A 14,534-nucleotide genomic window follows, 5' to 3' on the forward strand; every position below is an offset into this window, starting at 1 on the left:
ACCGCCGATCGAGCCCTGTCGCGACAAGACAGCGTGGCGACGGTTGATTTGCCGGCGACTTGCGATGAAGTGCGCGGGTCGGAACCCAAGGGGACTACAGCTTTTTGTTCTCTAGCTGTGGAATCTCAACAGGTCGTCCTTCGGGAGGCCGAGGCGGCTGATGGGTGGTTTGGCCTGCAGGCTGCCGTGCGGGCGATGCCAGTTGTAGTGATGAAGCCAGATTGGCAGGTTTTTGGCGCGCTGGTCTGAGGTGTCATAGGCGCGAGCGTAGGCCCATTCGCGCAGCACTGTCTGGATGAAGCGTTCGGCCTTGCCGTTTGTTTGCGGTCTGTAGGGTCTGGTGAAGATGTGCTTGAGGCCGAGCTTCCTGCACGCTCTGGCGAAGGCCTTGGCGCGGTAGCAGGAGCCGTTGTCGGTCATGATGCCGGTGACCTTCATGCCGAGGCTGCGGTAGTAAGTGACGGCCTCCTTGAGGAAGGCGATGGCGCTCTCCTTTTTCTGATCCCGCCGGATCTGGGAGAAGGCCAAGCGCGATGCATCGTCGATGGCCACGTGGACGAACTCGTGGCCGGCGCCGCGGCTTCGCCTTTCTGGCGATCGTGTGTGATGCGGTGGCCTGGTCTTACGAACCTGCCGAGCTTCTTGATGTCGATATGGATGAGCTCGCCGGGGTGCTCGCGCTCGTACCGGCGCACCGGCTCGGCGGGCTCCAGATCGCGTATCCGGCTTAATCCCAAGCGGCGAAGGATACGGCTGACGGTGGCCGGTGACACCTCGACCTCGGCAGCAATCTGCTTGCCGGTGTGGCGCTGCCGGCGCAACGTCTCGACGGCGGCGCACGTGGCCGGCGGGGTTTGGCTCGGCGATGAACGAGGTCGCGACGAGCGGTCGCGCAAACCATCCACGCCTTCTGCGCGGAACCGCTTGACCCATTTGGCCACGGTTTTCGGTGTCGTGTTGAACTGATTTGCCGCATCAGCCTGGCTCAGCCCGCCCTCGACCACGCCTCGCACCATCGCCTCTCGACCTTTGAGCGTCAAAGGCGCATTCTTGTGGACGTTCATCTGCCTTGGAACACTGAAGCTTCGCAACCTCAGCTTCCTCGGTTCAGACCAGATGGACAACCTCCTGAGAGACCAAATCTAGCCCAAGTGAGCGCGTCCCTGCCGAACGGCGTGAAGCTTGCGCTGGAATGCGGCGATGTGGATGCATGACGGCGATCATCGGAGCACTGGGCCATGTTCAGACTGGGCGGTGAGCTTCAGGTCTATCTGCACCGTGAGCCGATCGACTTCCGGGCTGGCATCAACAGCCTTGCGGTTCTGGTCCAGGAGACGATGGCGCTCGATCCGTTCGCTCTTGCGGTTTTTGCGTTCTGCAATCGCCGTTGCGACCGGATGAAGCTGCTGTTCTTCGATCGGTCCGGCTTTGTGCTGGTCCTGAAGCGGCTAACCGAGGACAAGTTCCGATGGCCGCGCCGCCAAGAGGCGGTCGTCACGCTGACGACCGAGCAATTGCACTCGATCCTTGACGGCATCGATATCGATGCGATGGTCCGCCATCCGGTGCGGCAATATCAGGTTGCCGGCTGAGCCCCAAAGCCGCCACGGCCTGAACAGCCCAGTATCGCCAGATACGAACGCCATCCGTCAAAAGCCCGCGCGTCAACGTGCGAGGAAAATCGTGCTTACGCTCAATCAACGCCCTTTGCGCGTTCTTTACTGCTTCACCTTTCGAGCCTAGCTCGATGAGTGGCCCGTTCTTTAATCGCGGGCACGGGTATCAAGTGGCCGTTCCGTCATGGAGATTGCCAAGCTCCGAGGGGAGAACGACGAGCTCCTGAGGATGGTCCGCCTCGTCACCCTGAAGCTTAACGAGGCCCAAAAAGAGATGAGAGACGCCGGCGTGGCCGCACGCGAGGCGCGCGCAATCGCTCGCCGTTTCAGCCCCTGCGCTGTACTACAAACGCAAGATGCCGGAGCGCGACCATGCGCTCATGCGCTCCGGCGGCAGATCGAGGAATTCTTGCGCGACCCGCTCTCGGCAATGCGCTCCTTGCGCACGGCCGTCCCGCGATCTTCCGCCCCGACAACGGTGCCGAGTACAACGCGAAAGCCGCCCGCGCCTTCCTTGTGTCGCTCAATATCGCCATCTCCCGCTCGAAGAAAGACCGTCACTGGGAGAATGGGTACCGGGAGAGTTTCTACGACAAATTCAAGATCGACCTCGCGATTCCGGTCCGCTTCTCTTCCCTCGGCGAGTTTGTCGCTGAAATCTACAGACAGATTCACTACGACAACAATGATCGCATCCGACAGCGCACGGCGAGCGGCCGGTCGTGCTCGTGGGCATGCCGGGTGCCTGAAACTGGGCGTCTTACGAAACGGCTGCGGCACTCTTCGTCTAAGTCACTGACAAGGCGCAGTCGGTCAGATCGACCACGACGTCGCTCGTGGAGATGACACCTCTCCGATGAGTGATCGCTAGCACAGTCACATCCTCAGCTAGCGTGCGTATATGGTCCATAACGTCCCGTTCGGTTCGTTCGTCGAGCGCGGAGCTAGCCTCGTCGAGAAGAAGGATCGCCGGCTGTCCATAGAGCGCGCGGGCAATAGCAACGCGCTGTCGCTCCCCGCCGGAAAGCTTCAAGCCGCGTTCTCCAACGGTTGTTTCAAATCCTTCCGGTAGCGCCTCAATCAACGGGAGAATAGCGGCTTCTTTCGACGCATCGCGAAGGCGTACCTCGTCGCGGGGCCGTCCTAACAAAATGTTGTCAGCTAGCGGCTCATTGAGCAACATCACCTCCTGCGGCACGAGAGCAACTGCGGCATACCAATCCGCGCGATCGACGCTCGCTATATCCGTTCCATCGACGAGAATTCGGCCGTAGTCGGGCTCAATCGATTTCAGGGCGAGCTTAAAGATCGTGGACTTCCCCGATCCGGTTTCACCGACAAGAAAAGTAATCCCGCCGCGCCCGGCCTTAAACGAGACGTCGGTAACGCCGCGACCGTTGTCGTAGGCATAACCAATGCTCTCGAAAGAGAGCTGGTCAGCGGAGGGCTTGAAATCGTGAGCATGAGATGCTTGCCGCTCTTCTGGTGCGGCCCACAGTCTACCTAGAGGGATGAGGTCGGCTCGCGACCGCGCCACGTCAGAGATCGCCCTCGCGACCGTCTCAAAGGGCATATTGAGCTGAAGCAGAAGCGTATTGAATAGCACCATATCGCCAATGGTGATCGCGCCGGCGTGATATTCAGGTATAAGAAGGAGAAGCGTGACCGCAAATTGCAGCGCGACGGCAAGGCCGAGCACGGCGATGTAGGCCAGTCGTTGCAACACGTAGGCTCGCCAGTTATCACGCACCTCCCGCGCCCTTATCATAAAGCACTCGTTGATCCAGGAGTGACTGCCGAAATGGCGCAACGTGTCCATCGCGTTCATGACGTTGCCGACGAACCGAGCATTCTCCTGTCCGGCTTCGATCGCCGCATCCAGGAGCGCGCGTGCCTGACGCGTGGAACTCCAGGTCAATGCAATCGCGATTGCGGTCTTCTTCACCTCGGTCAATGTGGTGAAGCAGCGCTTGCGCCTGGCCTCGGTCTCGCCCGCGTTGCTCGACATCTATGCCGAGGACGGCATGTCGCTTGAGCAGTTGATGGCCTTCACCGTCACCGCGGATCATGGACGCCAGGAACAGGTCTGGCAGGCCATCTCCGGCTCCTGGCAGAAGGAGCCCTATCAGATCCGCCGCATGCTGACGGAGAAGACGGCGCGCGCCTCCGACCGGAGGGCCGTGTTTGTCGGCCTCGACGCCTACGAGGCGGCTGGCGGTGTGGTGCTGCGCGACCTGTTCCAGTCCGACGACGGCGGTTGGCTCGAGGACGTCGCTCTGCTCGACCGCCTGGTCGCCGAGAAGTTGAAGGCGGAGGCAGAAACGATCGCTGCCGAAGGTTGGAAGTGGATCGAGGTCGCGATCGACTTCCCCTACGGCCACACGCGTGGCTTGCGCGAGCTGGACAGCGTATCCGCCGGTCTCACCGCCGAAGAGCAGGCGACCATCGAGGCGCTCAAGGCCGAATTTGCCAGGCTGGAAGCCGAGCATGACGGCGCGGATGAGCTGCCCGACGAGGTTGACCAGCGACTTGGCGAAATCGAGACGGCTCTCGCCGTCTTTGACGATCGACCCATCAACTATCAGCTTGCCGACATCGCCCGCGCGGGTGTGTTCGTCGGCATCGACGCCGAAGGCACGCTCTTGGTTGATCGCGGTTACGTCCGCCCTGAGGACGAGCTACCCGTGGCCGAGCCAGAGCAGGGCAGCGATGGCGAACCCGCTGCCGCGACCTTCGACGGCGCCGAACCATCAGCGCCGGGAATCCAGCGCGCCGTCATCACCATCGGCGGGCAGCTCGCGGAGGCAGAGGATGAGGATGATGATGCGGTGAAGCCGCTCCCCGATCGCCTGCTGACCGAGCTCACGGCGGAGCGGACTTTGGCGCTGCGCGACAGGCTGGCGATCACGCCTTCGGTCGCCTTCCAGGCGGTGCTGCACAAATTCTGCCTCGACGTCTTCTCCCGCTATTCCTCCTACGGGACGGCGATGGAGGTCTCGGTGCGCAGCGTCAGCTTCCCGGTGCAAGCGCAAGGGCTGAAGGACACGCCAGCGGCCAAGGCGATCGACGCGCGCCACAAGACGTGGGAGGAGCGCCTGCCCAAGGAGAAGACCGAACTCTGGGATTGGCTGACCGGCCTCACCGGCGACGAGCAGGCGGCGCTCTTCGCGCACTGCGCCTCATTCGGCATCAACGCGCTCTACGAGAAGGGCGACCGCTACGGCGGCGGCATCACGCCGCACACCGTCGAGCACCGGATCACTGAGGCCGATCGCATCGCCCGGGCCGTCGACCTCGACATGGTGGAGTCCGGTTGGCGCCCGACCGTCGAGAACTATCTCGGCCGCGTCCCGAAGCTCCGCATCCTGGAAGCGGTGCGGGAGGGGGCCGGCGAGCGGGCCGCGCAGCTCATCGATCATCTGAAGAAGGGCGACATGGCCAAGGAGGCCGAGCGCCTCCTCGCCGAGGCCGGCTGGCTGCCCGAGCCCCTGCGGATGCCCGACGCCCAATTGGCGGCGGCTGTCGATGCTGCGGAGCCCGAGGGCGATGGCGAGGCGCTGCCGGAATTCCTCGCCGGCGACGACGAGGAAACTCCGGCCGATGAAGCAGACGAGTCGCGCATGATCGCGGCCGAATAGCTCGAGCACGCGGGGCGGCTTCGGCCGTCCCGCGTCTTTTCACTGCCATTCACACCAAAGCCTGGCGCGAGCCGGGCTTTTGCATTCTGGAGGCTATCGTGCCCTTCTTCACCATCGAGACGACCTATCATTTGCCGATCTATCGGCAGCGAACCTACGAAGCCGAAACGCTCGACCAAGCCTGCGATCTTGCGATCGCCGACGAGGGCTGGGACGACAACAGGTCGGACGTTGAAACGTCTGGCGATACCTATGTTACCGGTGCCTGGGAAGGCCGCGACGCTGCCTATAGCGGCCCACGCCTGGCGTTTCCCTCACGTTTCGGCGAGCAGGTCCAGCGCAAGGCCGGCCATTTCGAGTTGCTGCTCGGTCTGCTCAAAATACTCATCCACGTTCCGGAGGAAGGCTCAATGGATGTCGAGCTTTGGCGCCGGCGGGCAGACGCCGCCATCGCGAAGGCCGAGGCCATTCTCGCGGGCGAAAATGATCCGATCGAAGGAGCTGCGTCGTGACGAAATACGCCGTCACCGTCGTCGAAGGCGATGCGAGCTACCTCGCGGAAGCGGGCGCCGCTGACGAAGGCCAGGCGTAGCCGTCCTGGCAGTTCGGATACTGACGAACGCTTTGTACACGGCGCGCCGCCAACCCGGTGGGGCGCCGTTTCTCATGTCGGGCACCGCCTTGATGCTGAGAGGGAGAGGACGGCCGGGACGGGTTTGAGCCGGCGCGGTCAGAGAGAGCGCCGATCGGCTCGCCCATTCCCGCTCTCCTGAAGGCTTCCTCCATGAATGACCATTCCCCGATCGCGGCCGACCCGGCCGCTCCGATCTCGCCTGTTCGCGCTCCCGAGGGCGCCAGTATCATCATCGCTGCCGCGAGTCATCTCCTTCCGCATCTCGAGCGTGGCCGACGCATCGACGCCGCGCTTCTCCGCGCCGCAATGGAAGTGGCCTCCGGCGCATCCGATGCGACGGGCGCCTGGGACTGGAAGATGGCCTATGACACTTGTGAGGTCGCCACCGTCCTGTTCTTACGCAAATACGGAAAGGCGCTCTTCCGCAAAGCTGATTCTGCGGCTTCACGACTTTCCGCTTTGGAAAAGATCGCAAGGCTTCTGCCGACCCACACGCGCCGCTCTGCCGAGAGCGAAATCTTCCAGCAATTCTCGACCCCGATTCCGCTCGGCCTGGCTGCGCTGACTGCGGCCGCCATTACTGCGGCGGATCGCGTGCTGGAGCCGTCCGCCGGCACCGGGCTGCTCGCCATCCTCGCCGAGATTGCCGGCAGCGGGCTTGTGCTGAACGAACTGGCCAAGACCCGGGCCGTGTTACTTTCTTCTCTCTTTCCGGCCGTTTCCGTCACGCGCTTCGACGCGGCCCAAATCGACGACCACCTCGATCCCACGGTGGTCCCGAGTTTCGTGCTGATGAACCCGCCGTTCTCGGCGATGGCAAACGTTTCGGGCCGGATGGCCGACACCGCGTACCGTCACATCGCCTCGGCCCTGGCGCGTCTCGCCGATGGCGGCCGGCTGGTCACGATATCAGGCGCAAACGTCTCACCCGAAGCCTCAGCCTGGCATGACGCCTTCGCCCGACTGCAGGAACGCGGCCGCGTGGTGTTCACTGCGGCGATCGCCGGCGCGGTCTATGCCAAGCACGGCACCACGATCGAGACGCGTCTCACCGTCATCGACAAAGTGCCTGCCGCGGATCCGAGCGCGTTCCCGGCGTCGCCGGGAATGGCGCCCGACGTTGCGACACTGCTCCGCTGGATCGGCGAACACGTTCCACCTCGTCTGAGCGTCGCATCGACCGGTGTGCTTCCCGTGTCAGCCTCGCCGGCGCGTCGCACCGTGCGCGGCTATCTCGCGAGCGCCGCTGCACAGCCGGTTAAGGCGTCGGTCGCCGATCCCGAAGCCGTCGACCTCGCTTATGAGGCGACAGATTGGGCGCCGCCCGAGGGCGCGCGCCTCAGCGACGCCATCTACGAAGAATACCGGCTCCAATCGATCCGGATCCACGGTGCGCAGGCGCATCCGACCAAGCTGGTGCAGTCGGCCGCGATGGCCTCGGTCGCGCCGCCGAAGCCGAGCTATCGGCCACGGCTGCCGGCAAACCTCGTCAGCGATGGCATTCTGTCCGACGCCCAGCTTGAGACGGTCATCTATGCTGGCGAGGCGCATGGTAACTATCTCGCTGGCGCCTGGACGGTAGACGAGACCTTCGACCTCGTCGCGGCCGCCCGCGACGACGCACCGAACGCCGTCCGCTTCCGTCGCGGCTTCATGCTCGGTGACGGGACCGGCGCCGGCAAGGGTCGCCAGTCCGCCGGCATCATTCTCGACAACTGGCTCCAGGGCCGGTGCAAGGCGGTCTGGATCTCTAAGTCCGACAAGCTGCTCGAGGACGCGCAGCGCGACTGGTCGGCGCTCGGCATGGAGCGTCTGTTGGTCACGCCGCTCTCGCGCTTCCCTCAAGGGTACGACATCCGGTTGGCCGAGGGCGTCCTATTTTTAACCTACGCTGCGGTCCGACGACCGCGGCGAGAAGCTTTCGCGCGTCCGGCAGATTGTTCAATGGTTGGGCTCCGACTTCGACGGCGTCATCATTTTCGACGAGAGCCATGCCATGCAGAATGCCGGTGGCGGCAAGGGCGAGCGGGGCGATGTCGCGCCCTCGCAGCAGGGGCGTGCAGGCTTGCGTCTTCAGCATGCGCTGCCCAATGCCCGCGTCGTCTATGTCTCGGCGACCGGCGCCACCACCGTCCACAATCTCGCCTACGCCCAGCGCCTCGGGCTGTGGGGCGGCGAGGATTTTCCGTTCGCCACCCGCGCCGAGTTCGTCGAGGCGATCGAGGAGGGCGGGGTCGCTGCGATGGAGGTGCTCTCTCGCGATCTTCGTTCGCTCGGTCTCTACACCGCCCGCTCGCTTTCCTACGACGGCGTCGAGTATGAACTGGTCGAGCACCAGCTCTCCGACGAGCAGCGCCGGATCTATGATGCCTACGCCGCTGCCTTCAGCGTCATCCACAATCACCTCGACGCGGCAATGGAGGCCGCCAACATTACCGGTGAGAACGGCACGCTCAACCGCCAGGCGAAGTCGGCCGCGCGCTCGGCCTTCGAATCGGCCAAGCAGCGATTCTTCGGTCATCTGCTCACCAGCATGAAGACGCCGACCCTGGTCCGCTCCATCGAGCGGGACTTGGCCGAGGGCCATGCCGCGGTGATCCAGATCGTATCGACCGGCGAGGCGCTGATGGAGCGTCGGCTCGCCGAGATTCCACCTGAGGAATGGAACGACGTGCGCGTGGACATCACGCCCCGCGAATACGTGCTGGATTACCTCGCCCATTCCTTCCCGGTGCAGGCCTATGAGCCCTTCACCGACACCGAGGGCAATCTCTCGTCGCGGCCCGTCTTCCGCGACGGCCAGCCGGTCGAGAGCCGCGAGGCCGTCGCCCGCCGCAATGAGCTGATCGAGCGGCTCGCGTCGCTTCCGCCTGTTCCCGGCGCGCTCGACCAGATCGTGCAGCGCTTCGGCACGGACCTCGTGGCGGAAGTGACCGGCCGTTCGCGGCGCGTGGTGCGCAGATGTGACCGCCTTACCGTCGAGAACCGTGCAGCTTCCGCCAATCTCGCAGAGACCGCCGCCTTCATGGATGACCTGAAGCGCGTGCGTGTCTTCTCGGAGGCTGGCGGCACAGGCCGCAGCTACCATGCCGAACTCTCGGCGCGGAATCGCCGGCTTCGGGTCCATTATTTGCTCGAGCCGGGCTGGAAGGCCGATGCCGCGATCCAGGGTCTCGGCCGAACGAACCGCACCAACCAGGCGCAGCCGCCTCTATTCCGCCCCATTGCGACCGACGTGAAGGCGGAAAAGCGCTTCCTCTCGACCATCGCGCGCCGGCTCGACACGCTGGGTGCCATCACGCGCGGCCAGCGCCAGACCGGCGGCCAAGGCCTGTTTCGGCCTGAGGACAATCTCGAGAGCCACTACGCCCGCGATGCGCTGCGCCAGCTCTACCTGCTGCTCGTGCGCGGCAAGGTCGAAGGCTGCTCGCTCGAGATGTTCGAGGACGCCACGGGCCTGAAGCTCGTCGACGAAAACGGCATCAAGGACGAGCTACCGCCGATCACGACGTTCCTGAACCGGCTGCTCGCGCTCACGATAGGCCTGCAAGCTTTGCTGTTCACGGCCTTCGAGCAATTGCTGAACGCCAAGGTCGAAGGCGCCATTGCTAGCGGCGTCTACGACATTGGCCTGGAGACGCTACAGGCCGACAGCTTCGTCGTCACCGGTCGGCATCCGATCTACACGCACCCTGCGACCGGCGCGGAAACCCGGCTGCTCACGATCACCGAACGCCGGCGCAACCGTCCCATGACGCTGGATCAAGCGCTCGATTATCTCGCCGATGCTCGGGCGGTGCTGCTGGTCAACGAGCGCTCGGGTCGCGCCGCGGTGCAGATTCCGGCGCCGAGCTTCATGCTCGATGACGGCGAGATCGAAAGTCGGGTGCGGCTGATTCGTCCGATGGAGCACCATCATGCTTCGATGAAGATGATGGACGAGAGCCACTGGCAGCCTACGGATCGCGAGACATTCGCCGCGGCATGGAACGGCGAAGTCGTCGACGTTCCCGAGTTCGCTGAGAGCACGCTCCACATCGTCGCAGGTCTGCTGCTGCCGATCTGGAAGCGGTTGCCGAACGAGTCGACGCGCGTCTATCGGCTCCAGACCGATGCTGGCGAGCGCATCATCGGTCGCAGGGTCTCGCCAGCTTGGGCCGCGAGCGCTTGCATGACCGCGACCTGCAGCTTGACCCCGAACGAAGCCTTCTCGGCGCTGATGGAGGGGCGCACCGTCCTTGAGCTCGCCGAGGATCTGCAGCTCCGTCGTGTCCGCGTGATGGGCGCCCATCGCTTCGAACTGTCCGGCTTTACAGATGTGATGCGTGACCGGTTGCGCGCATACGGCCTCTTCAGCGAAATCATCTCGTGGAAGCTGCGCATGTTCGTGCCATCAGATGCGACCGGCGCCGCCGTGTTGGCAAAGGTGCTCGACCACTATCCGATCGTGCGCATCGGCGAGCGGGAGGCCGCCTGATGGCCCGCGACAACGCCTCCGAACTGGCCCGCCGTCTTGCGCGTGACGCCGAGGCCGTGTGCCGCCATTACCTGTCCAACGGGCGGCGCCAGGGCCGATATTGGACGGTGGGCGACGTCCGCAATACGCCCGGCCGGTCGATGTTCGTCCGGCTCAGCGGACCGGAATCCGGACCCGGCGCCGCTGGGCATTGGCGAGATGCTGCCTCGGCCGAGCATGGCGATCTCCTCGACGTGATCCGCGAGAGCTGCTGTTTCACGAACTTTCGCGACGTCGCCAATGAGGCACGACGCTTTCTGAGCCTGCCGCGTCCAGAACCGGAGCCTGCGCCAAATCGCCTCCGGTCGAGAACGTCGCCCGCGCCCCTCGGATCGCCAGAGGCGGCGCGGCGGCTCTTCGGCGTGTCTCAGTCGATCGCAGGCACACTCGTAGAAGCGTATCTCCGCAATCGCGGCATTACGGCTTTGCACGAAACCGGAAGTCTGCGCTTTCACCCACGTTGCTACTACAGGCCCGACGACCACAGCGCGACCGAGACCTGGCCGGCGATGATCGCCGCCGTCACCGATCTCCGCGGCCACCTGACCGGCGCGCATCGCACCTGGCTTGACCCCGGAGGCTTCAGCGAGACGACGCTCGGCAAGGCGCTGATCGACACGCCGAAACGGGCGATGGGCGACCTGCTTGGTCACGCCGTTCGATTTGGCCTAGCGGGTGAGGTCATGGCGGCCGGCGAGGGCATCGAGACGATGCTGTCGCTCCGCAGCGTGCTGCCGACCATGCCGATGGTCGCGGCCCTATCGGCGGCGCATCTCTCAGCCATCCTTCTCCCGGACACGCTCCGCCGGCTCTACATCGCCCGCGATGACGATCCTGCCGGTGACGGCGCCATGGCGACCTTGATCGATCGGGCGCAGGAGGCCGGGATCGAGGCGATCGTGATCTCGCCACGGCTTGGCGACTTCAACGAGGATCTTCGTCTGCTCGGATTTGACGCCCTTCGGGCCGCGAGCCGCGTGCAGATCGCGGCGCAGGACGTCGCGCGCTTTATCGAGCTGGCGGCATAGCCGGAACGGGGATGAGGTGCGACGCAGCCGCTTCGTTATCGCGAGGCCGGTGGTCCTGCTTCCCCTCGGCGCCGGAGAGGACCGCCCCACGGCCTTCCGAGAGGGCGATCGGGCGGCAAGCGGCCCGGACCGGCAACCTCGTGGACCGACTATTTTCCGTCGGCGGCAGAGCCGCCTTTACATCGCGAGGCAAAATAGTCGGCCCCCTTCGTTCCTCCGCTAACGCTCCGGCCCTCCGCTGCGCTGCGGGTGCAAGTCCGTTCCGCCCGCCGCTTTCGTCGCCATGAAGATCCTATGAGTGGCGACGGCGGTCCGTTTCGATACGATCGGCATTGCCAATCGTCGAAAAGGGAGCGATCAGATGAAATTAAATGGAGATGCTAACAAGACGACGAACAAAGTACTGAACGCAATCTTCGTCTCTGTCGAATTGAGCCGGAAGACTTGGCTCGTCACATCGCTGGTGCCGGGAACGGGGGAGAAGCTGTCACGTCACACAGTGATGGGTGGTGACATTGCGGGGCTTTTGGAACGTCTCGCCCGACTGAAGCAGAAGGCATTGGACAGAACCGACCAATCCTATCCCATCATCGTCATTCAAGAAGCTGGACTCGACGGCTTTTGGGTCCATCGGGTTCTGCAGGCCCAAGGGCACGAGAGCCATATTGTTGACGCCGCCTCGATCGCAGTTTCGCGGCGTCGTCGCCGGATCAAGACAGACCGGCTGGATGGAGAGACCCTCATCCGAGCCTTGCTGGCCTTTGAGCGAGGCGAGCCGCGTGTTTGCTCGATGCTGCGTGTGCCCTCGCCCGACGACGAGGACCGTCGCCGCATAACACGCGAACGCATGGTGCTGATGCAGGAGCGAATCCAGCATAGCAACCGAATCAAGGGCCTTCTCTTCTCGCAGGGCGTCACCGATTACGATCCACTCCGGCGTGGTCGGCGCGAGCGGTTCGAGGCTGTGCGAACCGGTGATGGACGAGATCTCCCGCAGCATATGAAGCGCCAGTTCGACCGGGATCAAGGAATCGGAAAGTCCGGAAACACGCGCCTGCGCTCCACACTGCTGGAGATGGCTTGGCTTTGGTTGCGTCATCAGCCCGGCTCGGCGCTCAGCCGATGGTTCAACGAGCGTGTCGCCCAGAATGGCGGCCGCTTCAAGAAAGTCATGATCACGGCATTGGCGCGCAAGCTCATCGTGGCTCTGTGGAAATACGTTAGCGCCGGAGTTGTGATCGAAGGCGCCATCGTTCGGCCATGACAACATCGCTTCCCAGTTCGGTCCGGGCCTAATCAGCTCGCCCGGAACCAGGGTGGACGACCGGATCGCGGCTTGGCTCGCACGCCGTCACGAAGAATGGTCTCGTCCTCTTGAGCCTTTGCCGCCGTAGGCGGGATTTTGGTGCGGCCGCATGCGCGGCGACCGGATGTGAGGTTGATACGTGCATTGGCGCGGATCAGCAGATCGGCTCAGACCTTGGGTTCGAGAGCGGGAAGCAGGCCGGTAAGGGGCAGCGCCGACGATATCGAGGTGCGCCCAATGCCAGCGTCGTTCTCGGCAGACTTGCCGACGAAGCCACCGTGCGGCCTCTCTCTTGGCTGGTCTGGCGCTGTCCGGCCTATGCCAGCAACGGCTTCGCCGACCTTCTTCCCCGGCGTGTGCCACGCCTTCCTCGCGAGACAAGAAGCTCGGCTATCGCCGTCCTCCGCTGTGCTGCGGCCCTCCGGGTGCAAGCCGGCCGTCCATCGCCTCTCGACCGCCATCGAGACCGCATCGGGTGGCTTCGAGGAACAGTCAGGAGAAACGAAAATGGCTCAGATCGGTACGTTCAATCACGGCGAAGATGGCTCCTACACCGGCACCAAGCGTCCGATTTGTACTCCACAATAATCTCGAGTTCACCACCGCTCATTCTTGCCTTGACCAAACAACTCTCATGTGAGGCCGCGATGGGCGCGGTCGATCCGACCAGGGAAAGCCGCAATGACCACCGACCACGACGACGATCTCGAGCCGCACCAAAGCTCATCCCCAACCGACCAAGTGCTCCAGGAACTCCAGCTCTTTGGCTACCGTCCCTTCCACGATGAGCCCGATCCCCGGCGGCTCCCTGAAGCGCGAGTCCTCGCCGGCAGCATCGTCGACATCTTCGATGCCCTCGTGGTGGAGCTGTCCGATACCCGTCTTGAGCCCGACCTCGAGGACCTGCTCTGGTCGACGGTGAACGTCTTCCACCGCGCCAGCGACAGGATCGAACGAGAGCTCGACGGCAATGAACTGGCCCAGCAGCGCTCCCAGCGCGAACAGGACGGCAGCGAGGTGAAATCCGTCGAATTGGAGCGCCTGACGGCGGAAGGTCAAACACTGATCGAGCGACGCAACGCCTTCGAGCTGATGCGCGACCAGGCCGCCGACGAGTTCGAACGCCACACCCATTCCGTCTGGCGGCCGCGCAACGGGTCGAGGGTCAACCACCGCAATCTGACCTCCGCGATGATCGACAGCCGCGACTTCCTGGTCGCGAAGAAGCGCGCCGACAATCAGGTGCTCATGCCGCCCGGACCGAAAGTCGCGCTGACCGGTGGTCTCGACTTCAACGATCACCGGTTGATCTGGGCCAAGCTGGACCAGGTGCACGCCAAGCATGCGGACATGGTGTTGCTGCACGGCGGATCCCCCAAGGGCGCCGAGTTGATCGCCGCCAAGTGGGCCGGCAATCGCAAGGTTCCGCAGATCGCCTTCAAGCCCGACTGGACGAAGCATGCCAAGGCCGCGCCGTTCAAGCGCAACGATGCGATGCTGGAGACGCTACCCATCGGCGTGATTCACTTCCCCGGTACCGGTATCCAGGACAATCTGGCCGACAAGGCGAAGAAGCTCGGCATCCCGGTCTGGAGGTTTGGCGGCGCGTAAGCGCTGCCGCAAACACTAACGGCTAGAAGCCTGCGGCTCGCTCAATGCGGCTGATTGTGCGATTTGAGCTGCGGCCCCGACGCGTCGGCCGCAGCCTTGCACCGGGTTTGCTCGGATCTTCGTTCAGATCACAATTTCGAGCAAGGCCCCCACTCTCGTCCCCGCGCGCGGCCTTGATCACCTCT

Annotated in this window: 8 protein-coding genes and 3 pseudogenes; 8 read left to right on the forward strand and 3 right to left on the reverse strand. The window is 63.9% G+C overall.

Translation table 11 applies throughout. The features are described from left to right. Positions 1 to 111 precede the first annotated feature (111 nt). Positions 112 to 1,064, reverse strand: a pseudogene (locus ACVJ19_RS10050) (IS481 family transposase). A 78-nt stretch (positions 1,065 to 1,142) separates the two neighbouring features. Here ACVJ19_RS10050 and ACVJ19_RS10055 point away from each other — a divergent pair. Together ACVJ19_RS10055 and tnpB are read left to right on the forward strand one after the other, a co-directional pair. Beyond that, a pseudogene (locus tag ACVJ19_RS10055) lies at positions 1,143 to 1,258 on the forward strand (IS66-like element accessory protein TnpA); the annotation flags it as partial. Then, entirely contained in the window at positions 1,239 to 1,592 is a 354-nt protein-coding gene (gene tnpB / locus ACVJ19_RS10060; RefSeq protein WP_011091000.1) for an IS66 family insertion sequence element accessory protein TnpB, read from the forward strand. The pseudogene ACVJ19_RS10055 and the gene tnpB, both read left to right, overlap by 20 nt. 402 nt (positions 1,593 to 1,994) lie before the next feature. On the opposite strand, the gene ACVJ19_RS10065 is transcribed toward tnpB, so the two are convergent. Beyond that, positions 1,995 to 2,291 (reverse strand): hypothetical protein, encoded by a 297-nt coding sequence (locus tag ACVJ19_RS10065; protein WP_016847010.1) that lies wholly within the window; start codon positions 2,289 to 2,291, stop codon positions 1,995 to 1,997. Between the two features lie 112 nt (positions 2,292 to 2,403). After that, positions 2,404 to 3,561, reverse strand: coding sequence for an ABC transporter ATP-binding protein (locus tag ACVJ19_RS10070; RefSeq protein ID WP_223153799.1), 1,158 nt, complete (start codon positions 3,559 to 3,561; stop codon positions 2,404 to 2,406). On the opposite strand from ACVJ19_RS10070, the gene ACVJ19_RS10075 reads away from it, so the two are divergent. The 6 genes and pseudogenes from ACVJ19_RS10075 (at position 3,518) to ACVJ19_RS10100 (ending at position 14,349) form a co-directional block, all read left to right on the forward strand. Beyond that, positions 3,518 to 5,254 (forward strand): hypothetical protein, encoded by a 1,737-nt coding sequence (locus ACVJ19_RS10075; protein ID WP_011091003.1) that lies wholly within the window; start codon positions 3,518 to 3,520, stop codon positions 5,252 to 5,254. The genes ACVJ19_RS10070 and ACVJ19_RS10075 overlap by 44 nt on opposite strands. Before the next feature lie 98 nt (positions 5,255 to 5,352). Next, positions 5,353 to 5,766: a hypothetical protein gene (locus ACVJ19_RS10080; protein WP_011091004.1), complete on the forward strand. Its 414-nt coding sequence runs from the start codon at positions 5,353 to 5,355 to the stop codon at positions 5,764 to 5,766. A 272-nt stretch (positions 5,767 to 6,038) separates the two neighbouring features. Then, positions 6,039 to 10,365: pseudogene (locus ACVJ19_RS10085) on the forward strand (strawberry notch-like NTP hydrolase domain-containing protein). After that, positions 10,365 to 11,432: a DUF7146 domain-containing protein gene (locus ACVJ19_RS10090; protein ID WP_011091007.1), complete on the forward strand. Its 1,068-nt coding sequence runs from the start codon at positions 10,365 to 10,367 to the stop codon at positions 11,430 to 11,432. Before ACVJ19_RS10085 ends, ACVJ19_RS10090 begins: the two are co-directional and overlap by 1 nt. Positions 11,433 to 11,793: 361 nt before the next feature. Further along, the gene (locus ACVJ19_RS10095) at positions 11,794 to 12,696 is read left to right on the forward strand and encodes an IS110 family transposase (RefSeq protein ID WP_018646331.1); all 903 of its coding nucleotides are present in this window, start codon (positions 11,794 to 11,796) and stop codon (positions 12,694 to 12,696) included. A gap of 723 nt (positions 12,697 to 13,419) precedes the next feature. Then, positions 13,420 to 14,349: a DUF2493 domain-containing protein gene (locus tag ACVJ19_RS10100; protein ID WP_011091010.1), complete on the forward strand. Its 930-nt coding sequence runs from the start codon at positions 13,420 to 13,422 to the stop codon at positions 14,347 to 14,349. The last annotated feature ends 185 nt before the right edge of the window (positions 14,350 to 14,534 follow it).

Source organism: Bradyrhizobium sp. USDA 376, from assembly GCF_054063675.1.